The sequence below is a fragment of the Paenibacillus sp. Y412MC10 genome (genome assembly GCF_000024685.1).
GTDB lineage: Bacteria > Bacillota > Bacilli > Paenibacillales > Paenibacillaceae > Paenibacillus_AQ > Paenibacillus_AQ lautus_A.
On sequence record NC_013406.1, the window covers coordinates 296,330 to 320,095 of the forward strand.

Annotated in this window: 12 protein-coding genes and 1 other RNA gene; 12 read left to right on the forward strand and 1 reads right to left on the reverse strand. The window is 48.8% G+C overall.

Annotated features, from left to right (window positions below; genetic code table 11):
• Nucleotides 1-144: 144 nt before the first annotated feature.
• From GYMC10_RS01400 to GYMC10_RS01450, 12 genes are all read left to right on the forward strand, one after another.
• Nucleotides 145-2,325, forward strand: coding sequence for a heterodisulfide reductase-related iron-sulfur binding cluster (locus tag GYMC10_RS01400; protein ID WP_012818491.1), 2,181 nt, complete (start codon nucleotides 145-147; stop codon nucleotides 2,323-2,325).
• Nucleotides 2,322-4,763, forward strand: coding sequence for a 3-hydroxyacyl-CoA dehydrogenase/enoyl-CoA hydratase family protein (locus tag GYMC10_RS01405; RefSeq protein WP_012818492.1), 2,442 nt, complete (start codon nucleotides 2,322-2,324; stop codon nucleotides 4,761-4,763). Before GYMC10_RS01400 ends, GYMC10_RS01405 begins: the two co-directional genes overlap by 4 nt.
• A 346-nt stretch (nucleotides 4,764-5,109) precedes the next feature.
• Nucleotides 5,110-6,300 carry an acetyl-CoA C-acyltransferase gene (locus GYMC10_RS01410; protein ID WP_012818493.1) on the forward strand — a complete coding sequence of 397 codons (1,191 nt, stop codon included), beginning with the start codon at nucleotides 5,110-5,112 and terminating at the stop codon, nucleotides 6,298-6,300.
• A 588-nt stretch (nucleotides 6,301-6,888) separates the two neighbouring features.
• Nucleotides 6,889-8,679, forward strand: coding sequence for an acyl-CoA dehydrogenase family protein (locus tag GYMC10_RS01415; protein WP_012818494.1), 1,791 nt, complete (start codon nucleotides 6,889-6,891; stop codon nucleotides 8,677-8,679).
• A gap of 101 nt (nucleotides 8,680-8,780) precedes the next feature.
• Nucleotides 8,781-10,457: a long-chain-fatty-acid--CoA ligase gene (locus tag GYMC10_RS01420; protein ID WP_012818495.1), complete on the forward strand. Its 1,677-nt coding sequence runs from the start codon at nucleotides 8,781-8,783 to the stop codon at nucleotides 10,455-10,457.
• Between the two features lie 98 nt (nucleotides 10,458-10,555).
• Complete coding sequence (locus GYMC10_RS01425; protein ID WP_012818496.1) at nucleotides 10,556-11,005, forward strand: PaaI family thioesterase; 450 nt, start codon at nucleotides 10,556-10,558, stop codon at nucleotides 11,003-11,005.
• 303 nt (nucleotides 11,006-11,308) lie between these two features.
• The gene (gene secG / locus GYMC10_RS01430) at nucleotides 11,309-11,539 is read left to right on the forward strand and encodes a preprotein translocase subunit SecG (RefSeq protein WP_009593367.1); all 231 of its coding nucleotides are present in this window, start codon (nucleotides 11,309-11,311) and stop codon (nucleotides 11,537-11,539) included.
• Nucleotides 11,540-11,731: 192 nt separating this feature from the next.
• On the forward strand, nucleotides 11,732-14,362 hold the full coding sequence (gene rnr, locus GYMC10_RS01435; protein ID WP_012818497.1) for a ribonuclease R: 2,631 nt from the start codon (nucleotides 11,732-11,734) through the stop codon (nucleotides 14,360-14,362).
• Between the two features lie 151 nt (nucleotides 14,363-14,513).
• Nucleotides 14,514-14,993: an SsrA-binding protein SmpB gene (gene smpB, locus GYMC10_RS01440; protein WP_009593386.1), complete on the forward strand. Its 480-nt coding sequence runs from the start codon at nucleotides 14,514-14,516 to the stop codon at nucleotides 14,991-14,993.
• Nucleotides 14,994-15,303: 310 nt separating this feature from the next.
• Nucleotides 15,304-15,668: a transfer-messenger RNA gene (ssrA, locus tag GYMC10_RS31690) on the forward strand.
• 552 nt (nucleotides 15,669-16,220) lie between these two features.
• On the forward strand, nucleotides 16,221-17,891 hold the full coding sequence (locus GYMC10_RS01445; RefSeq protein WP_012818499.1) for a reverse transcriptase domain-containing protein: 1,671 nt from the start codon (nucleotides 16,221-16,223) through the stop codon (nucleotides 17,889-17,891).
• Nucleotides 17,892-18,374: 483 nt separating this feature from the next.
• Complete coding sequence (locus GYMC10_RS01450; RefSeq protein ID WP_012818500.1) at nucleotides 18,375-19,931, forward strand: TIR domain-containing protein; 1,557 nt, start codon at nucleotides 18,375-18,377, stop codon at nucleotides 19,929-19,931.
• A gap of 319 nt (nucleotides 19,932-20,250) precedes the next feature.
• On the opposite strand, the gene GYMC10_RS01455 is transcribed toward GYMC10_RS01450, so the two are convergent.
• Complete coding sequence (locus tag GYMC10_RS01455) at nucleotides 20,251-23,697, reverse strand: ATP-binding protein (RefSeq protein WP_012818501.1); 3,447 nt, start codon at nucleotides 23,695-23,697, stop codon at nucleotides 20,251-20,253.
• Between the last annotated feature and the right edge of the window lie 69 nt (nucleotides 23,698-23,766).

A 23,766-nucleotide genomic window follows, 5' to 3' on the forward strand; every position in this document is an offset into this window, starting at 1 on the left:
TGAAAGCGCTTCATATATTGTCCCAATCTTGACACAATGACGAGCCGGTTCTGGAAGGAGTGACAGGAGCTGTAGAATTGGACGCTGCAGAGACGAAATGAAGGGTGTGGAAGAAGGATCTTTTAACGCAAGGGGCTGAGAGGGATGATTCCAACATTAATCAACGCGCTGCTCTTTGTCTTGATCACGGGCTGGGCAGTGTACATGTTCGCCACCGTGGTGTATCGCCGTTACCTGTATATCCGTTTGGGCAAGCCGGCGAATCTGAAGAAGGATCTGAAGGAGCGCCTGAGCCAGTTCGCCATCCAGGTGTTCGGACAGAGCAAGCTGTTTAAGGACCGCAAGAGCGGCATCATGCACTTTATCGTGTTTTACGGATTTATCATTTTGCAGCTCGGGGCGCTCGATATCATCTGGAAAGGGCTGTCGGGTCACAGCTTGCCGATTCCGGGCCATGCGGGCTTCATCCTCATGCAGGAGATTACGGTTGCGCTGATTCTGCTGGCCATCGGTTATGCGGCATATCGCCGCTATGGCGAGAAGCTGAAACGGCTCAAGCGAGGCTGGAAGCCAAGCATTGTCGTGTTTTTCATCACCACGCTGATGGCTTCGGTGCTGCTGACGATGGCCTTTGAACGGCTCATGGAAAATCTGGCGTGGTCGGCCATGGCACCGATCTCCTCGAGTATCGCGGCCGCGTTTGCCTGGATGCCGCCGGTGGCAGTAACGGTGTGTTATTACGTATTCTGGTGGCTTCACCTGTTGATTCTGCTGTCTTTCCTTATTTATGTGCCGCAATCGAAGCATTTTCACCTCATTACGGCGCCGATCAACATTCTGGTTCGTCGCACGGATCCCCCGGGCAAGCTCAGCAAGCTTGACTTGGAGGATGAAGAAGCCGAGGAGTTCGGGGTAGGCAAAATCGAGGACTTCACGCAGAAGCAGATGCTGGATTTCTATGCCTGCGTTGAATGCGGACGATGCACCAACGTGTGCCCGGCCTCGAACACGGGCAAGCTGCTGTCGCCGATGCACATGATCGTGAAGCTGAGGGATCATCTCACGGAAAAAGGTGCCGCGCTCACCTCCAAATCGGCGTGGATGCCTGCCTCCGTGTTTGGGTCGCCGGGCGTCCACTCCATGGGCGCAACGGATTTGGCGCTTGTCGGCTGGAAGGGCGAGGGCATCACCGACATCGGACCGACGATGGATGTGCAGAAGCGTTCCTGGCACCAAGTCGAGGGCGTAGACCCGAAGGATATTCAATTGATTGGCGGCGTCATGACCGAGGAAGAGATTTGGGCGTGCACGACCTGCCGCAACTGCGAGGATCAGTGTCCGGTCGCAAATGAGCATGTCGACAAAATCGTGGATCTTCGGCGACATCTCGTTCTGATGGAGGGCAGCGTGCCGCAGGAAGGCCAGCGAGCCATGCAAAACATCGAACGACAAGGCAACCCTTGGGGAATCAGTCGCGCGGACCGGAGCAAGTGGGTGAAGGAGGTTGACCCGGAAGGGACATTGGATCTGAAGATCCCGACCGTGAAGGAAAATCCGGACTTCGACATTCTGTTCTTTGTCGGTTCCATGGGTTCCTACGACAATCGCAGCCGCAAGATCACCCGGGCCTTCGTCCGGCTCATGAATGAAGCGGGCGTCAACTTCGCCATTCTCGGCAACGAGGAGAAGAACTCGGGCGACACTCCGCGCCGGATGGGCAATGAATTTCTGTTCCAGCAGCTGTGCATGGAGAACATCGAGACGTTTCAGAAATACGATGTGAAACGAATCGTCACGGCTTGCCCGCATACCTTCAATATTTTCAAGAACGAATATCCGGAATTTGGACTGGAGGCTGAGGTCGTCCACCATACGGAGCTGCTGGATCAACTGGTGAAGGAAGGGCGTCTTAAGCCCAAGTATCAGGTTCAGGAGAAAATCACCTATCATGACTCCTGCTACCTGGGACGGTATAACGACGTATACGATCAGCCGCGCAGCGTGCTTCGCGCCATTCCCGGCGTCGAGCTGCTGGAGATGGAGCGGAATCGCGAGAACGGGATGTGCTGCGGCGCCGGCGGCGGTCAGATGTGGATGGAGGAGGACGCAGGCAAGCGCGTGAATCTGGCGCGTACCGAGCAGGCGCTGGCCGTATCTCCGACGATGATCAGCTCCGCCTGTCCGTTCTGCCTGACGATGCTGGAGGACGGCACGAAGCTGAAGGAAGTGGAAGAAAGCGTGAAAACGCGAGATATTGCGGAAATTCTGGAGTTATCCGTATTCGGTCTATCCGAAATCCATGAACAGGAGGTCGTTGTGCAATGAGTAATACCATTACCAAAGAAGCCGTCAGCGGTTCCGGGGTCGCAAGTCGAAACATCACCAAAGCCGCCGTGATCGGCTCGGGCGTCATGGGATCGGGGATCGCCGCCCATCTTGCCAACGCAGGCATTCCCTGCCTGCTGCTCGACATCGTTCCGAATTCCTTGACCCCCGAGGAGGAGAAGGCCGGCCTGACGCTGGATCATCCGAAGGTAAGAAGCAGGCTTGCCGCCAAAGCGATTGCGGCTCTGCCTAAATCAAGCACCGCTCCGCTCTACAGCGCTGATTTTGCGGGCCGGATCACGCCGGGAAACACCGAGGACCATCTAAGCCTGTTGAAGGATGTGGACTGGATCATCGAGGTTGTTACGGAACGCCTGGAAATCAAAAAGAGCATTTTCAAGCAGATTGAAGGCGTGCGTAAGGAAGGATCGATCGTCAGCACGAACACCTCGGGCATTTCCGTCAATGCGATGGTCGAAGACTGCAGCGAGGAATTCCGCAGCCACTTCCTGGGGACGCATTTCTTCAATCCGCCGCGTCATATGAAGCTGCTGGAGATTATTCCGGGCTTTGATACCGATCCGGACATTACGAAGTTCATGGTTGAATTTTGCACGAAGCGCCTTGGCAAAGGGGTTGTGCTTGCGAAGGACACGCCGAATTTCATCTCGAACCGGATCGGCACCTACGGACTTCTGGTCACGCTGCAGGAGATGGTGAAGAACAGCTATACCGTGGAGGAAGTAGATGCGGCCACGGGTCCCGTTCTGGGACGTCCAAAGAGCGCCACCTTCCGCACGCTAGATCTGGTTGGCATCGATACGTTTGTCCATGTAGCCAAAAACGTGTACGACTCCGTACCGGACGGCGGGGAGAAAGACGTGTTCACGGTGCCTGACGTCATGAATGAGCTTGTCGCCCGCGGCTGGACCGGGGAAAAGGGCGGCCAGGGCTTCTATAAAAAAGTAAAAGGCGATCAAGGCAGCAAAATCCTATCGCTCAATCTGTCCACGATGGAGTACAATCCGAGCGCCAAAGTGAGCTCCGCTTCCATCGAAGCCGCCAAAGCGGTAAAGGGAGCCAAGCGGAAGATCAAGGCTTTCCTGGGAACGCAGGATCGTTACTCGGAGCTGGCCTGGAATGTATTGAAGCAAGTGCTCGTCTATGCGGCCGGCAAGCTGGGAGAGATCGCCGATTCCATCCAGGACATCGACAACGCGATGAAATGGGGGTTCAACTGGGAGCTCGGTCCCTTCGAGACCTGGGATCTGATCGGACTGCCGGAATCCGTGCAGCGCATGGAAGCAGAGGGCGTGACCGTCCCGGCGTGGGTGAAGGAGTGGGTTGCCGCAGGCAACAAGTCCTTCTATCAGGAGAAGGACGGCGAGGTGTTCCATTATTTCAAAGGCGAATATAAGGGCGTTGAGGTTCAGCCTGAGCTGATCTCGCTGCAAGCGCTCAAATCGCAAAACCGGATCATCCGCTCGAATACGGGGGCGAATCTGATCGATATTGGGGATGGCGTTGCATGCCTTGAATTCACTTCGCCGAACAACGCGATCGGCGCCGATATTCTGGTCATGATTCAGCAGAGCGTGGAAGAGGTCAGGGCCAATTACCGCGGGCTGGTGCTGGCGAACGAAGGCCGGAACTTCTGCGTCGGCGCCAACCTGATGCTCATGCTGATGGAAGCGCAGAGCGGCGACTGGGATGAGGTGGATGACATCATCCGTCTGTTCCAGGGCAGCATGATGAAGCTGAAGGGGCTGGAGAAGCCGGTTGTGGCCGCGCCTCACCGGATGACGCTGGGCGGCGGCGTGGAGGCGTGTCTGCCGGCGGACCGGATCATCTTCTCGGCGGAGACCTATTTCGGCCTGGTGGAGACGGGGGTCGGTCTGATACCGGCAGGCGGCGGCTGCAAGGAGCTGGCGCTGATGACCAGCAACCGCCATCCCGACAAGGACAGCGACCTCCAGCCGGAGATCAACAAAATCTTCGAGATGGTGGCGATGGCCAAGGCATCGACCAGCGGACATGAAGCCATCCGCATGGGGTATGGACGCAGCGGGGATACGGTGGTCATGAATCAGGATTACCGGATCCATGAAGCGAAGCAGGCCGTGTTAGCGATGGACCGGGCGGGTTATGTCCCGCCGCAGCCGGGCAAAGCCCGCGTTGTCGGCCGCGATGGCCGGGCCGTGCTCCAAATGGGCGCGATCGACATGAAGCGAAGCGGCTATATCAGCGATCACGATCTGTTGATTGCGAAGAAGCTGGCGCATATCCTGACGGGCGGCGACGTCCCTGCAGGAACGGTCGTGAGCGAGCAGCATCTGCTCGACCTGGAGCGCGAAGCATTCCTCAGCCTGCTCGGGGAGGTCAAGACCCAGCAGCGCATGCAGCATATGCTGGCAAAAGGCAAGCCGCTGCGGAATTAAGGCGATTCAGCTTGGACTGTACTTCCTTGGCAATTTTGAGCGTCTTGCCTTCCGGTCTCTCCTTGCCTTCGGCATCTTGAAAAGCAATCAGGACATGACGAACGCTAATGTTGGTATAGTCCTTAAAACTTCACAGCTAACAGATCAGCTATCATCCGCAACGTAGGATTCGCCAAATCAAACGTGCATACGGTACATGTGGCAAACTGTCCGCGCTGCTGGATGTTTGGGTGATGGCGGCACTTTAATCAGTCCCACCCGTTACGTACTCATTTCAAGGCCGATGAACGGCCAGCAATCATATCGGTATTGGATCCAACCATTTCTAGTTGATGAGGTGAATGGCATGAGAGAAGCAGTCATAGTATCCCTTGCTCGCACCCCGGTGGGGAAGGCGAAGAAGGGCAGTTTTGCCCAGACGCGCGTAGAGGATCTCGGCAAAGCCGTACTGGAAGCCGTCATTGAGCGTGCGCCGGGCCTGAAAAAAGAGGACGTCGAGGACATTATCCTCGGCTGCGCGATGCCGGAAGGCGAGCAGGGCCTTAACGTTGCGCGGATTATTTCCTTGTATGCGGGTTATCCGGTCACGGTGCCGGCCTTGACCGTCAATCGCTTCTGTTCGTCCGGACTTCAGGCGATCGCTTTTGCTGCGGAACGCATTATGCTCGGCCATGCCGAGGTCATCGTCGCCGGCGGCGTCGAGAGCATGAGCCATGTGCCGATGACCGGCTTCAAGCCGGCACCGCATCCGACGATCGTCGAAGAGATGTCGGAGGTTTACATCGGCATGGGCCATACGGCGGAAGAGGTAGCGCGCCGCTTCGGCATCACCCGCGAGGCGCAGGATGCCTTCGCGGCCAGCAGCCACCGCAAGGCCGCAGCCGCTATCTCCGAAGGCAAGTTCCGGGACGAGATCGTACCGGTGAACGTAACGCTGGCTGCCGCCGATGAGCAGGGCAAAGTGCGCAGCAAAACCTTAGCCATCGATACGGATGAAGGAGTTCGTCCGGACACAACACCGGATGTGCTGGCCAGACTGAAGCCGGCCTTTGCCCTCGGCGGCTCGGTTACCGCAGGCAACGCATCGCAGACGAGCGACGGCGCGGCGGCGGTAGCCGTCATGAGCCGCGAGAAAGCGGAGGAGCTGGGCCTTACCCCGCTGGCTACCTTCAAATCGTTTGCCCTGGCAGGCGTGGAGCCGGAGATAATGGGCGTCGGCCCCGTCGAAGCGATTCCGAAGGCACTACGCATGGCGGGCATTGAGCTGGATCAGGTGGATGTGTTCGAGATTAACGAAGCGTTCGCTTCGCAATGCCTCCACATCATCCGCGCGCTGGGGATCGACGAGAGCAAGGTCAACGTCAACGGCGGCGCCATTGCGCTTGGCCATCCGCTCGGCTGCACCGGCGCCAAGCTGACCGTCAGCCTCGTCTCCGAGCTCGCCCGCCGCGGCGGCGGCTACGGCGTCGTGAGCATGTGCATCGGCGGCGGTATGGGCGCCGCGGGGGTGTTCGAGGTGCACGCAGCCGGGGCGTAATTGCCTCTTCCGAAGGAGTCGTAACTCGTTCGTTATTGAAATAAAAACCAATCCTGTCAGTTGTCAGATCCAGGGAAGCAGCCTCCTTCTTGATTGGGGGAGAGGCGGAGCCGGTCCCGAGGAGGGAATTGTGGCCCGCCAAGGTCACCAGGGTCGACAGCCAATCCAAGCATGCCCCGGACCATGCACCGTGCGCACAGGGAGCAGTATGCACGATGTACCCGTGTCTGCTCCGTACACGGACCGGACACGGCACCACTCACTCCATCCACAGGTGGAGTGCAAGGATTGCCGGAAGCACGGGGTGAACTTAGAGGATTCACTTGTGCGCAAACCTAGCGGAGAGGGCGGAATTGTACTGGAGAAACGTAGTGTTCGCCTTTGAGTTTGGATTTCTACTATGGATCAATTCATTCCCGGAAATCCAAACTCAACAGCGATCGGAAGTACAATCCGCACGCGGAGCGCCAACATTGCGCCGGAGTAACACATACACCATCTATGATCAACCAGCAAGTTCGCAACCTAGCAACACCAAGGCCACCATTGCACTCCACCTTATTCCAATTCCGAAAGGGGAAACCAATCATGAGCGATAACCAAACCAAAGAACCGAAAATCAAAGGCGGCAGCTTTGTCATCGACAACCCCGACATGCAGCGCCTCCTGACACCGGAGGATTTTACGGAAGAGCATCGCATGATCGGCGAGACGGTGCGCGATTTTATTGACGGCGAAGTCGTGCCGCACGATGAAGAGCTGGAGAAGCTGAATTACGAGATGACGGTAGACCTGCTTCGCAAAGCAGGCGAGCTGGGCCTGCTCGGAGCCGATGTGCCGGAGCCGTTCGGCGGGATCGGACTGGATAAGGTCAGCTCTACGATTATTAACGAAAACTTGGCGAAGGGATCGTCCTTTGCGCTTTCCTTCGGGGCTCATGTGGGCATCGGAACACTGCCGATCGTGTTCTTCGGCACCACCAAGCAGAAGCAGAAGTACCTGCCGGATCTCTCGACCGGCGCGAAAATCGCGGCTTATTGCTTGACGGAGCCGACCTCCGGCTCGGATGCGCTGGGCGCCAAAACGACGGCACGCCTGTCCGACGACGGGGAGTATTATATTTTGAACGGATCGAAGCTATATATAACTAACGCCGGATTTGCGGATATCTTTATCGTCTACGCCAAGATTGACGGAGAGCACTTCACCGCGTTCATCGTTGAGAAGGAGATGGAAGGCTTCACGCTCGGGCCGGAGGAGAAGAAGATGGGCATCAAGGGCTCGTCGACGCGTCCGCTCTTCTTCGAAGACGTGAAGGTACCGAAGGAGAACCTGCTTGGCGAGATCGGCAAGGGCCACCGGATCGCCTTCAACATCCTGAATATCGGCAGGTACAAATTGGCAGCCGGCACCGTCGGTGCAGCGAAGGAATCGATCGAGCTGAGCGCGAAATATGCTAACACCCGCAAACAGTTCGATACGCCCATCTCGCAGTTCCCGCTCATGCGCAAGAAGCTGGCCGAGATGAACATCACCGCCTTCGTGATGGAGAGCATGGTGTACCGTACGGCAGGATTGCTGGACGAAGCGATGCAGGACATCGATTACAACAGCGAGGATGCCGGAATCCACTCGGCTGCGGCCATTTCCGACTATGCCATCGAATGCTCGATCAACAAGGTGTTCTGTTCGGAAGGACTCGATAACGTGGCAGACGAAGCGGTACAGATTCACGGGGGCTATGGATATATCCAAGAGTACAAAGTGGAACGCATCTATCGGGACTCCCGCATCAACCGCATCTTCGAAGGCACGAACGAGATCAACCGGCTCCTGATTCCGGGCACGCTTGTGAAGAAGGCCATGAAAGGCGAAATCGCGCTCCTGCAAAAAGCGCAAGGCCTCCAGGGTGAGCTGCTGCAGCTGGTACCTGGTCAAACCTTCGAAGGCACGCTGGAGCAGGAAGCGCACTTTCTGGACATGAGCAAGAAGATTTTCCTCCTTGCAGGCGGTATGGCGGTACAGAAGTTCGGCACAAAGCTGGAGAAAGAGCAGGAGGCCTTGTCCAATCTGGCGGATATGATGATTGATATTTATGCCCTCGAGAGTGCGCTGCTGCGTACCCGCAAGCAAATCGAACGCACCTCCGAGGAAAAAGCAGCCAGCATGATCGAGATGACGCAGGTGTTTGCATACGAGGCGTTCCAGCGCATTGAAGCACTCGCGAAAGAGACGCTGGCCTCGGTGGAAACCGGGGATATGCTGCGCATGCAGCTGTCGGTGCTCAAGAAACTGACACGTTGCACGCCGGTCGATACGGTGGCCCTCAAGCGCAGCATCGCAGCCCGCGTGGTTAAGAACGAGCGGTACACGGTGTAACACGCGTCAACGCCAATACGATGCGTAAGTAACCGCAAAAGAGAGAGATTTTTCTTGGAGTAGGAAAGAAGGAGCATTCCTTAGGAAAGGGTTGGTTTTGTATGGATACAAAGCCTTGGCTGCCGTTTTATCCGCCCGAAGTAGCCCCCGCTTTTGATTATCCGAAACAGAATTTGGCATTATTTCTCGTAACCTCGGCGCAGAAGTTTCCGAATCGTCCGGCCCTGTATTTCATGGGAAAGACGATCAACTACAGAAGTCTGCTGGATGCGTCCTACCGGATGGCGAACGCGCTCCGCAGCAAAGGGATCAAGAAGGGCGACCGGGTAGCGATCATGCTGCCCAACTGCCCGCAGGTCGTTATTTCCTATTATGGCGTGCTGCTCGCAGGAGCCGTGGCCGTCATGACCAACCCGCTCTATATGGAGCGGGAAATTGCGCATCAGATGAAGGATTCCGGTGCCAAGATCATCATTACGATGGATATGTTCGTATCCCGCGTTGAAAAAGTCATCGAGGAGACGGAACTGGAGCATATGATCGTCACGTCCGTGGCAGATTATCTGCCGTTCCCCAAGAATCTTCTCTACCCGATCAAAGCCAAGAAGGAAGGCCCTCTTCCGGTCGTCGACTATGGAAGCCGCGTCCATGCTTTCAAAAAGCTGCTTGCGGGCGCGCCGAATGATCCCGTCTGCGAATCCGTGAAAGCGGAGAAGGATTTGGCCCTGCTCCAGTATACAGGCGGCACGACAGGCGTTCCCAAAGGCGTCATGCTGACGCATATGAATCTGATCGCCAACACCGTGCAGTCCGCGAACTGGTGCTTTCAGGTGGAGGACGGGAAGGAGCGGTATTTAGCCGTTCTGCCGTGCTTTCACGTGTTCGGTCTCACCGTGCTGCTGAACCAGGCGATCTATCGTGCCGGCATGCTGATATTGGTACCGAAATTCGAAGTGACGATGATCCTGAACCTGATCAAAAAAATGAAGCCGACGCTCTTCCCGGGCGCCCCGACCATGTATATCGCATTGATTAATCATCCCAAGATCAGGGAATACGACCTCTCTTCGATCAATGCCTGCGTCAGCGGCTCTGCCGGGCTTCCGGTCGAGGTGCAGGATAAGTTCGAGGAGCTGACCAAAGGGCGGCTGATCGAAGGCTACGGCCTGACCGAAGCATCCCCGGTTACCCATGTGAATCCGATATGGGGAAGGCGGAAGATCGGCACCATCGGCGTCCCCGTTCCGGATACGGACGCGAAGGTCGTGGATCCGGAGACGGGCGAAGAAATGCCGGTCGGCGAGCCTGGCGAGCTGATCGTGAAGGGACCGCAGGTGATGATGGGGTACTGGAACCGGCCGGAGGAGACGTTTGATACGCTCCGCAACGGCTGGTTGTTCACGGGCGACATGGCCACGATGGACGAAGAGGGGTATTTTACGATCATCGACCGTAAGAAAGACATGATCATTGCAAGCGGTTTCAATATTTATCCTCGGGAGATCGAGGAAGTGCTGTATGAGCATCCGTCCGTGAAGGAAGCCGTCGTGGTCGGAACGAAGGACGATTATCGCGGCGAAACCGTAAGAGCTTATATTGTACTGAAGGACGGCGCGTCTCCGGACCCTTCGGGCCTGGAGAAATTCTGCCGCAGCCAGCTGGCGGCCTATAAAGTGCCGCGCGAGTACGTGTTCCGCGATTCGCTGCCAAAGACGATGGTAGGCAAGGTGCTACGCCGCAAGCTGCTGGAGGAAGAAGAGGAAGGCAAAACAGGCTAAGCGCAGAATAGCGGAGTCGGCACGACCGACGATTCATGTTATCCCGCAGGAATGGATACAGTATCTAACGACGTCAGAAGTAAAAAGGAGGCGGCCTGATGAATCATACCAATGTCAACCCCGACGCGAAGGCCGAACAGCCGGCATTCGACCGGGAGGCGTACATCGAGGACATGACCAAAGCGGCAGAGCCCACCTTCTGGGGATATCTTGGCTGCAAGCTTGCGTCAGCCAGCTCGGAGGCGGTTGTTGTCACGCTGGATGCGCAGCCTCATCATATGAATATGATGGGCATCGTGCATGGCGGCGTACTCTCCTCGCTGATGGATAACGCCATGGGCATTGCCGTCATGCTGGAGCGTCCCGGCGAATCGACGGTGACAAGCAATCTGAACGTGCATTTTGTCATGCCGGCCAGGGCCGGGGTCCTTACGGTTACGGCAAACATCGTGCATCAGACGCACCGTTCGGTCACGACGGAATGCAGGATAACGAATGATAAGGGCGAGTTAGTCGCGATCAGCACAGGGTCGTTCCGAGTGAAATAATGCAGCTTTCTGCTGCCAAGAAACGGATGGTCTGTCATCTCAGCAGGGGGCAGGCCATTTATTTTTTGGCGAGAGCGAATCATGGTGCTGCCGGATATAAAGCGTCTGTCCATGCAGCCAATAGACGATGTTAGGTGACTTCCAACCCGCTGGCAGAGCAGATTTTCTGTCGGGATTGTTCTCCGCACTTCTTGTCAGACCACTAAAGCTGTGGTACAATAAGAATGCTGTTTTTCATGTAGAATCTAGAATGTCTCTTAAGATCATAAATTTGGATGTTTACATACGTAGGAGGTGGAAGTCATGGTTGTATTTTTTGAAGTATTGCTCGTTATTTTCTCCATCGGGTTGATTACTGTCGTTCTTCTCCAAAAAGGGAAAAGCGCAGGTCTTGCCGGTGCCATCTCCGGCGGTGCGGAACATCTTTTTGGTAAAACGAAGGCTCGCGGTATGGATCTCGTACTGCAACGTACAACGGTAGGTCTTGCAGCAGGATTTATGATTTTGGCCATCGTTGTTGCCATGTTGAAATAACAATTGCGTTACCCTCGCTTTTTCACTCTTGGAAGAGCGGGGGTTTTTTATTGCCTGAATTTCGGATTACATAGGTAAGGGCGGTGTTCGGAAGGATACCGGGGATTAAATTCGTGTATACTAGGGTATGAGTATATAAAGGTAAAGAATGGATAGAGGAACGATGAAATTGCAGGTTCCCGAGGTGATAACATGATAACTGAAGAAACATTACTGAACTTTATGCGGGAAACTGCATACAAACCGATGACGTACCAGGAGCTGGAGCAGCATTTTGCGATTGAGGATGCCCATGAATTCAGGGAGTTCTTGAAGCTGCTGAATGAACTTGAGCAATCCGGAAAAATCATTCTGACGAGCACCGAGCGTTATGGCGTGCCGGAACGGATGTCTTTGCTGCGCGGACGGCTGCAGGCCCATGCGAAGGGTTTTGCTTTTCTGATTCCCGATGACCGCGAGCATCCGGACGTGTACATTCATGCCAATGACCTGAAGAGTGCGATGAATGGAGATACCGTGCTGGTTCGGATCAGTTCCAAAAGCAGCGACGGCGGCAAAATGGAAGGCGAAGTGGTCCGCATCGTGACGCGGGCCGTTACCCAGGTGGTGGGCGTGTTCCAGAACCATGAAGCTTATGGCTTCGTGCTGCCGGACGACAAACGGATTAACCGGGATATTTTCATTCCGAAGCATGCGATCAATGGCGCCGTTGACGGCGTGAAGGTCGTCGTGAAGCTGGTGAGCTATCCGGAAGGAAGAGCTGCGGCAGAAGGCGAAATCGTGGAGATTCTGGGTCACAAGGATGATCCGGGCGTCGACATCCTGTCCATTATCCGCAAGCATCAGCTGCCGGAGGGCTTTCCGGAGGAAGTGCTGGCCGAAGCGGACGCAGCGCCCGATGCGATTACGGAAGAAGAGATCGTGCAGCAGGGCCGCCGCGATCTGCGCGGTCTGAACATCGTGACGATTGACGGCGAAGATGCCAAGGACCTGGATGATGCGGTGAACGTGGAGCGTCTGCCGAACGGGAATTACCGTCTGGGCGTTCATATTGCCGATGTCAGCTATTACGTGCGCGATCGGTCCGAGCTGGATAAGGAAGCGTATAACCGCGGCTGCAGCGTGTATTTGGTGGATCGGGTCATTCCGATGCTCCCTCATCGCTTGTCTAACGGCATATGCAGCTTGAATCCGCAGGTGGATCGTCTGACGATGTCCTGCGAGATGGAATTCAATGAGCAGATGAAGGTCGTGAAGCACGACATCTTCACTAGTGTTATCCGCACGAAAGAACGGATGACGTACAACAATGTGCGCAAAATTTTGGTGGATGAGGATCCCGAGCTGATCGAGCGCTATGGCGATCTCGTGGAGGATTTCCGCTTGATGCGCGAGCTGGCCCTGAAGCTGCGGAACCGCCGGATGCGCCGGGGCGCGGTGGATTTCGACTTCGTGGAGTCGAAGGTCATCGTGGACGAGAACGGCAAACCGGTGGATATCGTCAAAAGAGAGCGTTCCATTGCGGAGCAGATCATTGAGGAATTCATGCTGGCGGCCAACGAAACGGTGGCGGAGCATTTCCACTGGATGAAGGTTCCCTTCATTTATCGGATCCACGAGGATCCGGATCAGGAGAAGCTGCAGAACTTCATGGCGTTTGCGGCGAATTTCGGGCATCACGTGAAGGGACGGGGCAATGCGATCCATCCGCGCGCCCTGCAAAACCTGCTGGAAGCCATTCAAGGCACGAAGGAGCAGACCGTCCTCAGCACGATGATGCTCCGTTCGATGAAGCAGGCGAAATACGATGCGGAGAGCACGGGTCACTTCGGCCTCGCCGCGGAATACTATTCTCACTTCACGTCCCCGATTCGGCGGTATCCCGATCTGGTCATTCACCGGGTCATCCGGGAAGTGCTGGAGAGCGGCGGGTCGCTGAATGAGAGCCGTCATGAGCAGCTGGCCGGCCGGATGGCCGACATTGCGCAGCAATCCTCGGAACGCGAGCGCGTAGCCGTGGATGCGGAGCGCGATACGGAAGCGCTCAAGAAGGCCGAGTTTATGCTGGATAAGGTCGGTGAAGAATTCGAAGGCATTATCAGCAGCGTCACCAGCTTCGGCATGTTCATCGAGCTGGAGAACACGGTCGAAGGCTTAATTCGCCTCAGCGCGATGACCGACGATTATTACCATTTCGATGAAGGCCATATGGCTCTCATCGGGGAGCGTACGTCGAAGGTATACCGCATCGGCGACGATGTGAAGGTTCGCGTGGCGAACGTGAACATGGATGAGCACACCATCGATTTTGAGATGGTGGACATGAAGCCGCGCCGCCAAGGGCGCGGCGAAGGCGACCGCGGCGGCAATGGCGGCCGCGGGTTCGGTGCCCGCGACGGCGGAGGCCGCGGGGGCAAGGGCCGCGGCGGTAAACGCGGCGCGGCTGAAGGCGGCGCGCCAGGCGGGCGCCGCAGTGACAGCGCCGGCGGCCAGGGCGGCCGCGGCAAGCGCGGCGGCGAGGCGCCAGCTGGAGCGAGTGCTGGCGCTGGCGAACAGCAGGCGTCGAGTTTCGCCTTTGGCTCCGGCAAAGGCGGATACAGCTCCGCCAGCGGCGGCGCCCTCGGCTTTGACCGCAACGCGCGCTCCGGCGGCGCCGGCGGGAAGGGCCGACGGAAGAAGACGTCGGGCAGCGGCATTTTCATCGGCGAAGGTCCAACGCCGGGCGGCGGTAGTGCTGGAGGTAATTCCGGCGGCGGTGGCCGCAAACGGAAGAGTAAGGGCGGAAACGGCACGGCCGCTTTTGTACGCAAGAAGAAAAAGTAAGCCTCTCCTTCTGATCTTACGCTGGAGGCGCTTGCCCCACCTTGCTTTTAGAGGCTGACGTTTGATACAATGGACTTCTGGTGAGATTGCAATTGGCGGTCTGCCGGAAGTCCTTTTTCCATTATCATTGTTGATGACAAGGGGTGAGACCATGGGTAAGAAAAGTGACGGGAAGGTTCTGGCCCAGAACAAAAAAGCTTCCCATGATTATTTCATCGAGGATACGTATGAAGCCGGGATGGTGCTGACCGGAACGGAGATCAAATCCATACGGAATGGCCGGGCCAATATTGGAGATGCGTTCGCCACCATTCGGAATGGCGAGATTCATATCCATAACATGCATATCAGCCCGTTCGAACAGGGGAACCGTAACAATCCGACGGACCCTACGCGGACACGGAAGCTGCTGCTGCATAAGGAGCAGATCCGCAAGCTGCTGGGCCTGTCCAAGCAGGATGGCTACGCGATTGTACCGCTGAAAATCTACATCCGTAACGGCTATGCGAAGTTATTGCTGGGCCTCGGTAAAGGTAAGCGTCAGTACGACAAGCGTGCCGATGCCGCCAAGAAGGACGCACAGCGCGATATCCAGCGTGCACTGCGCGAGAAGCAGAAGATTGCAAGGTAATTACGGTTATCTATGGTATGCCGTTTAAGAAATCGGCATCATGTTTAATGACCGTTGTGGGATGGCAGCTTTTAGCTGTGTTACCTGCAATGTATATATCATTTTGATGTCAAATGTGATATACTAATTGATGTAAGAGAGATCAATAAGATCTTTGACAATCAGCATACAGTTGGCGCATTCTTCTTTCTTGGAGGGAAAGAGTCTGCGGCATAGATCGACTGCTATGGCTGAATATTCTTGATTTAATCCGATAGCCCTTTTTGGCAGGAACGCCAAGGTGCAATACACCGGCATTTCTCCAACTTAAGGGGGCGTTTTTGGATTCGACGGGGATAGTTCGGGCATGAGTAGCGGGTAGTGGGGACGCGTCCACTTCATCAACGCTAAAGCCAATTAAACGGCAAACAACAAAACAACTACGCTTTCGCAGCTTAATAACCTGTGAGCGTGCTCTCGCTCTGTATCGCCCATGTACCGGGATGAGGGCTCAACTTTAGTGGGATACGCTGTCTAGTCTCCGCCTGGGGCTAGCTGAAGAAGACAATCAGGCTGACCTGAAGGGAATCCGGTGACAGGGAGTCTCTAGGGTGACATCAAATCTGTCACTACACCCGTAGAAGCTTGTGTTGTCGTTATCTTCGGACAGGGGTTCGACTCCCCTCGCCTCCATACATACTATAAAAAAGCGACCGTAATGGTCGCTTTTTTGCGGGGTTCATACTCGAAGAGGTTGGGGAAACCGCTTCGACTCTAAGATTTTGGGCTTCTCTTTAGCCTCCTTTTCATCAACGACAGCTAGAGATGGGATGGGTATCCATCCGATTTTCATGTGAAAGAGTCGGCTAATGATCTTAAATCGACGGGATATTTTATAAGAGAATAAGCTGTTTAAGTGTTGATGCTGATGAAACAAAGACAAGTAGGTATCGGCTGTAGTATAATAATATTATTAGGCAAACAAGGTGCAGTTGAACTTTTGATGGTGATAATCGCTATCTTATAATTTAATGTATCTACACATCTCCACGCTCTATTCTCGTTGTTTATCCAATTGTCTCATATGGTATCAACGGTATGATTTAGAAAGGTAGAACTGTACTTGTTTGCCTACTTCTTTAATAGAGGTGAGTTTCTATCAGTATTTTAATCGAACCTTCACTAAATAGCTCAGATGAAGAAATAAAAAATAAATTTAAAAGGTTAGTTGATTTCGAAGATGTCGCATTGCTTCTGGAGATTCCTACTGAATTTCTTTGGAAGATTCTTATAAGAGACAAACAGATTAACTATAAATCATTTCCCTTGGGTAAAAAGAGTGGTGGTTATCGTACAATTCATTCTCCCTCCAAAAACCTCGCAATTCTCCAAACAAAGCTTGCCTATATCCTCTCTCTAAACTTTACTCCCCATAATCGAGCACATGGTTTTATAGAAAAGCGAAGTATTGTTACTAATGCTTCAGAGCATCTAAAAAAATCTTTTGTATTAAATATAGACTTGGAAAACTTCTTTGAGAGTATATCTTTTGCAAGGGTGAGGAGTATGTTTACTTCTTACTTTAAGTTGGGTGAAACAGTCGCCACAACTCTTGCAAATATATGTATTCATCCTGAGGGGTTTTTACCGCAAGGGGCGGCAACATCTCCAATAATTTCTAATATCCTCGCTAAAAGTTTGGATAAAGAACTAAAACAGCTCTCTATTGAAAGTAAATGGGTTAAATACACACGATATGCAGATGATATTACATTTTCTACAAATAAGAGAGTTTTTCCTAGAAGTATCGCATTTCTGAATGAGGATGGGCAGGTAGAGTTAAGTGAGAGATTAATGCAAATCATTAAGAAGAATGGTTTCAATGTGAACAGACAAAAAGTAAGATTGCAAGATAGTAAAAATAATCAATCTGTAACAGGGATAACAGTGAATGAGAAATTAAACATAAGCAGGACATATATTCGTAGAATTCGTTCCATACTGAATTGTATAGAAAAGAACATTGATGATCTTGATGTTGCGAAGGAAGTTTTTGAACGTAAATATCCATTTCGACAAAGAGCGAATGAAAATTATCCGGAAATGTTCTCAGTATTACGGGGTATGATTAATCATGTGGGACATGTAAAAGGTAAGAGCGACCCAGTTTATTTAAAGTTAGCTAATCGTTTTAATGGTATCTCTCCAGAACACAAAGTTATAAAATCTGTAGATGAACAAAGTAGCAAACGAAAAATGTATGAAGATTATACTTATGTGATTGAGCAGGAAAGTCCTGTTGTAGCGTTTACTTCTGAACAAAGAAATGAATTCGAACTTATATACCATAATCAAGGCACTGGATTCTTATTAAAAGGATTTGGGCTCGTTACCAATGCCCACGTTCTAAAAGATATAGTCGATGCAATTGAACTCGGAATGCCGATCCTAGAACCTTATTATGTGAGAGTTTTTAACTCTAATGATATTAACGTGCATATGATGCGAATTGAATGTTATGATATTGAAAAAGACATTGCAATATTAAGATCTAATAGCTTAGATCATAATGCAGAAGGATTTAATTATAATGAACTTATACAAAACGATCAACTTATTGATTTAGTTGGTTATCCGGACTATAGAAGGGGTCAGGAAATAAGAGTAGATAATGGTTTTGTAAGGGGCATAAGGATGCATACTGATAGCAGTGACAAAACAGTTGCACATAAACGTTATGAAATAACTCCTACCATTTATGGCGGAAACAGTGGTGGGCCTATAGTTAACGACAAAAGTGAAGTCATTGCAGTTGCTGTAAAAGGAGCAACAATGAACGGGGTCGTGCCAAACGAAGTTATACCAATATCTGAAGTGATAGAATTAGCTAAAAGACAATTGTTTTCGCATTCATTTTAATAAATGCGAGAGAGCTTAATAATCTGTGAGCGTGCTTCAACCTCGTATCGTCTATGTTCCGGGATGAGGGCTTAACTTTAGCTGAAGAAGATAATTAGACTGACTTAATGGAAAGCCGGTTCCGGACTTTTGGTTAGGTGACCGCCTACACCGCTCCATACATATAATCCACAACCTAATTCGGTTGTGGATTTTTGCTTATTTGATCGAATTAATTTAATCGTTCTGGGCAACCGAAGCAAATCTTAAGCTGGCTACGCAGATCAGTTATACAGGAAGACACGGGAAAAGAGATATTAACCGTGGGCAGTTAGTAATATCCTATCTAGGGAAGGAATCTAACAATTGGATTCTGTATTGCGTATTATCCTTTCATGCATCTGTAAACAAAACAAGGAAAATGTTTAGAAATCCACATATTGCCATCTATAATTTTGAATAGTATTATTGTCATATATATAATGAAAGATTGGGTGAGTCAGCATGGCAATGCCTTACTTACATGAGGTTTATAAGGATTCCGGAGTGCCAACATATACTTTTGTTAAACCGATGGAATATAGAAAGTTGCTTGTATCTTTGCGAACCCCAGGAAAAGGGCTTGTAGTTGAGGGGCCGTCAGGAATCGGTAAGACTTCTAGTATTACAAAAGGCCTTGAAGAATTGGGCATAGAAACAAAAATCACAAAGCTTACTGCAAGAAAAGCTAAGGACTTGAAAATCATTAAGACTATACCTGGTGATAGTTTAGATGGGATAATAATAATCGATGACTTTCACAGGCTTGAACCAGAAACTAAAAGTTCTATTGCAGATTATATGAAAACGCTTGCTGATGAAGAATCGGCTACTACTAAACTAGTTGTTGTGGGAATAAATAAAGCGGGAGATTCATTGGTGAAATTCGCTAGGGATCTGAATAATAGGATTGACACAATTAGATTTGAATCTAATCCTGAGGAAAAAATTGTTGAACTTATAGAAAATGGAGAAAAAGCCCTTAACATTAAGATAAATATTAAGGGTGATATTGTTAAAGAGGCACAGGGTAGCTTTCATATTGCCCAAATGTTATGTAAGGAAATTTGTATCCATGGAGATGTTCTTGAGTCATGTAAAAATACGACAGTTATAACTACTAGTTTGGAGTTGATTAAACAAAAAGTTTTTGATGACTTAAGCAGGGCATTTAATGAAATAGCTAGAGCATTTGCTACAGGACCAAAATTGAGAAAAGATGGTAGAGCCCCATACTTACATATTTTATTTTGGCTTGCAATCAGTAATGAATGGGCTTTAGATCTTAATCAGGCAATAAGGAAATACCCTGAGCATAGAAGTAGCGTTAATACTGTAATGGAGCAGGGATATTTGGAAAGTTTTTTAAATGGAGAGTATGCTGAATTATTTGCCGAGTGTATTCATTACGAGGCTAATACTAATGTAATAAGTGTTGAAGATCCTAAATTCGTTTACTATATACGAAATATTCAATGGAAGAAGTTTGTTCGAGAAGTTGGATACAAAACAATTAATTTTAAGTCTATTTATGATTTTGCTCTTTCCTTTGCTGGAAGTGACAGAGATGTGGCAGAAGGTTTATTTACAAGATTATGCGAAGAAGAGGTCTCTGTATTTTACGATAAAAACGAGCAACATAGGATATTAGCAGAGAATGTGGAAGAGTACTTAGGTCCAATTTATAGAAGCGAGGCACAGTATGTTGTAGTTTTATTAGGTTCTAATTATCCTAGAAGGATTTGGACCCAGTTTGAATCTCAGCAATTCAAGGACCGCTTTGGTGAAAGTAGTGTTATACCCATCTGGTTTAAGGATGCTCCTGTTGGATCATTTGATTCAACTGCGAAAATTGGAGGCATAGAGTTTGATCGTGATGGTGATTTTACATTACAAATAAACTATATCACGGAAACGCTCATGAAAAAATTGGCCGATAATAGAATTTCTTCTAATGTAGGCAAAATTACTAAGTCTAAAAATAATAAAGATGATATAGGAGTACAACTCACCCTCTTTTAAAATGAGAGACTTCATTCGCGTTATGAGGAATTTTTTGGTTGGGGAGCCTGAGTGATGACATTGAATTTGTCACTACACCCGTAGACACGTTATCTTCGGACAGAAGTTAGACTCCCCTTACCACAATTATAATCAAACAAAAAGCGACCGTGTCGGTCGCTCTTTATTTTTCAGTTAATGTTGAAACTATGCATAGTTACTATGACACTAAGTATTTAGATGAGAACAAATAACTCATTAATCTTAAAGGTGAATTTAGCCACAATGCTCTCTCTGAACTGTTTTGTTTCTCCTAAAGAAAAAATTCATCAGTATCGATTCACAGAATCGATGAATAATCTCCCGAAGAAAATTTTGCATGGACTTTCTCTAATTCTTGTATTATCTCTAGCGCTTCTTCGTAGGCCCCAAGCTCTCTCAGTAATTCAACGTCCTTAATTTTATATACTAGAATTGACCAATTCTCATTATGTTCAGTGCATATATCTTTATTTTTCTTCAATTCATTAAATCTTTTTTTACTTAGCTGTTTAGGATATGGAGCCCAATCTTTAGTGATGTTTAAATGCTCAAACATCGATAGCTCGTCAGAAATAGAAGCAATTGAAGAATGAGGGGCTCCAAAATCTTCGTAATAAAATTGATATTCACAGATGGAAAGAAAGTTTAATACTTTGGTTTCATCATTCTCATAACCTAGCTGATATAGAAATTCTTCAATTCTAGGACCAACGTATAGACGATTAAATTGAAAAGGATCTAGTTCTTCGTACATTCTGTACAATTTCCTTTCCCAACCATAATTTTTAAAATAGTAGGTTCCGAAGTCAGCATAATAAATGCCTTTTTCAGTTCTTTTATCGTCATTAATAGTACGTTTTAATTTGTCAGAGTTACTTCCCAATTGTTCTTTCCAATATTCTTGAATGAATTCATTGGAATCGTCTTCGCTCCTGAACTCAATACATGTTATAAAAGCATGACAGAAAGTGTAAATAGGAATGTGAAGGAAGCGGACCCATTGTGAATCTTGAAGGATCAGATTGTCAAAGACAACTTCATAAAGAGCAGGATCGTTTTTTAAATAGTGATTATATATGTCGCTTGACATAAATTCGGATGCACGTATCACAGGTTCATCTCGATACATAAATAATAAAAAAGCCTCATCACAGAAACCGATTAGGTTAGTATGCTGTGAATTAGTATTTTGTTGGTGTATATGTTCGATTAGAATTATGCATAAACTACTTTCTTGTTCGGGCAGACGTTCAAGATCGCGTATTGCTGCAAAGAGTAGTTGTATTGATTCTCTAGTTTCTAAATAGTCATGAATATAATGGGAATGGTTACTTGTTAATATCTCCTTTAACTCTTTTTTTAGAGGAGCTCGAAGATCAGACCAAGTTATGAGTTCTGAGATCTGTTTATCTTCAAGTTCGATCTCATTAGGTCCAAAAAGCCAATTTTCAGCATCCTGTTTAACAACTTCTAATGACTGTTCTTTTTCATCATTATAAATACTGTAATCTTTCGTAACTCCAACCTGCTTTTCTATTAATAACGGCTCTCGTCCACACAAAGAGGCAACCTTCTCTCCGAATTGGTCGGTGTAACGAAGGCCGAAATGGTGGAGTATTTCTGGAATATTATCTACAAGAAGATCAAGTTCCATGTCCTTACCTAAATGATCTAGTAATTCTATTTCGGCCAATAGTATAGTTTTTAGTTCTTTTTTTATCTTTTTATAATAAGTGTCGTGGTAAGTACTATACGCTCCTGGAAATACTTCTTGAAACTTTTCCATGGCCATATAATGATATACACTAAATGCTTCCTTATAAAATTGATTCAGAATATCTTTTCCTATAAACGACATACCTTTATTAGTACACCTAACTATAATATCAGGTAAGTTATGAAGATCTATATACTGTGCTTCTATATTTCCATGCCCCATAGTTGAACAGTAAATCTTAATTTCACTTTCTAAAAAATTTAAAAGTGAGGAATGTAGATGCGGATCACAACAACGGAGCAAATGAAAGAACCTATGAAGCTCTTCTTCCCCTCTAGGTAGATCATCTACCAAGTCAGGTCCCCAATTCCAACTACTATCTGACTCATTATGATAGCTATAAGGATAGTCTTCGTAATGTAATATACATTGCCGCTCTATCATTTCAATGACTTGTTTACTGGAGCCCTTAGAAAAATGCTCTAACAGAAACTGAAGTTGATTGTAGTAAGCACAGCATTGTAAAAGTTCAGGAATAAATTGTTCAGTATGTTCTTCGATATATGAATACAGAAAATCCTGCACAGAGGGCATGCTGAATTTTAATAAAACTTCGTCTTCTTCATCACTATACAAAGACTTAATCATAGTTCTTTCAAGTTCAGAGATACTGTCACTTAGCTTTTTTATCCCCATTCGGTTTGTACTAGTATCTATATACTTTGCGTAGCAGCACTTCATATCTTCGAGGTACATGGGTGTTGAAGAGATTAGCAATAGCATGGCTACAATCTGTGCCTCTTGAGAAAGCTCCAAAAAGATATCCTCCCAGAATGCACCAGGATTATCGAAGTAATCACAAAGATCAATAAAATAGTCTTCTGGGGCAGATTCTTTGTCTGGTACCTTGTTTAGGTAGAGGGCAAGTACACGGGGATTATAATTCTCATGATTTATTATTCGACTGCAGTTTTGAAATAAATAGGTAACATATTCATAGTGTAAATTTGATGAATATAGGTGTTGAAACAAGATACTGGCCTTTTCAATATTGCTATATTCCTCCACAGTACAAATTAGAGCATACTGCTCTAATTTTTCCTTCAACATAGGTTGTCTTTGTAGACCTTGACGAAGAACGTATTCCCTTGTCGTTAAGATAAGGCGTTTGTTTCCACCAAAGTCAATTATACGTTGAATGAGTTTATTAAGCTGATTTTCATCATTTCTACGAGTGCTTTCATTGTGAAAAATACTCCCCCAGAAATCATCTAGTATAATGACTTGTTTTTTATCATCCTCTAGCATATTATAGACATCTTTAATAGAGTACGCCCATATAAACCCATCTAGATCGTCTGGCTGAAGGTATGCCAATGCTAAAAGATATGCTATCGTTGTTTTTCCAACACCGGGTTCTCCTGAAATAACAATTACATGATTATGAGACCATCTTTGTAACGCTTCACGATAGATTCGAGTGGGGGCGAATGTGTTAGATGCTTTCAATGCCTCTTTAAGTTCTTCAGCCGATTCTTTGTATAGTGCGCGGTGTGTGGACTCTTTAAGGAATTTTTGAAACACATTAATGCTTGGTAACCAAAGTTTAGGATGAGCTAACTCTACCCATTTGTAGTTTGGTTCTTCCAACAGCCTATTAATATCTATTTTGCTTAAGATATCATTAGTACTAGTTATAAACCCCTCAAATAATTCTATAATTTGTTCTTTTTCACCTGGTTGAAAAGTAATTGAAACACCCAAGATATATCTGTCAGGTTTTAACTTGCGCACTTTAGGCAGTTCAATGTCTTTTAAGCTATTGTAAAGTTGTTTGAAATTTTGTTTATAGCGTTTTGCTTGAATAACGGTTTTTTTGCCGTGGAATATATAAGAACCATCAATACCAGAATCACGACCTTCTTTATACATTTCTACAAAATAACCTTCTCTTACTTGAACAATATCACAAATTAGTTTTTCAAATTCGAGGGGCTCTAGTAAATCATGAAAGTTATAGTTAGGCATATATAAACCTCCATTCTTTTGAGGAAATAGCTATAGTCTAATTCGAAATTTGACATAGGTCAGCGATTT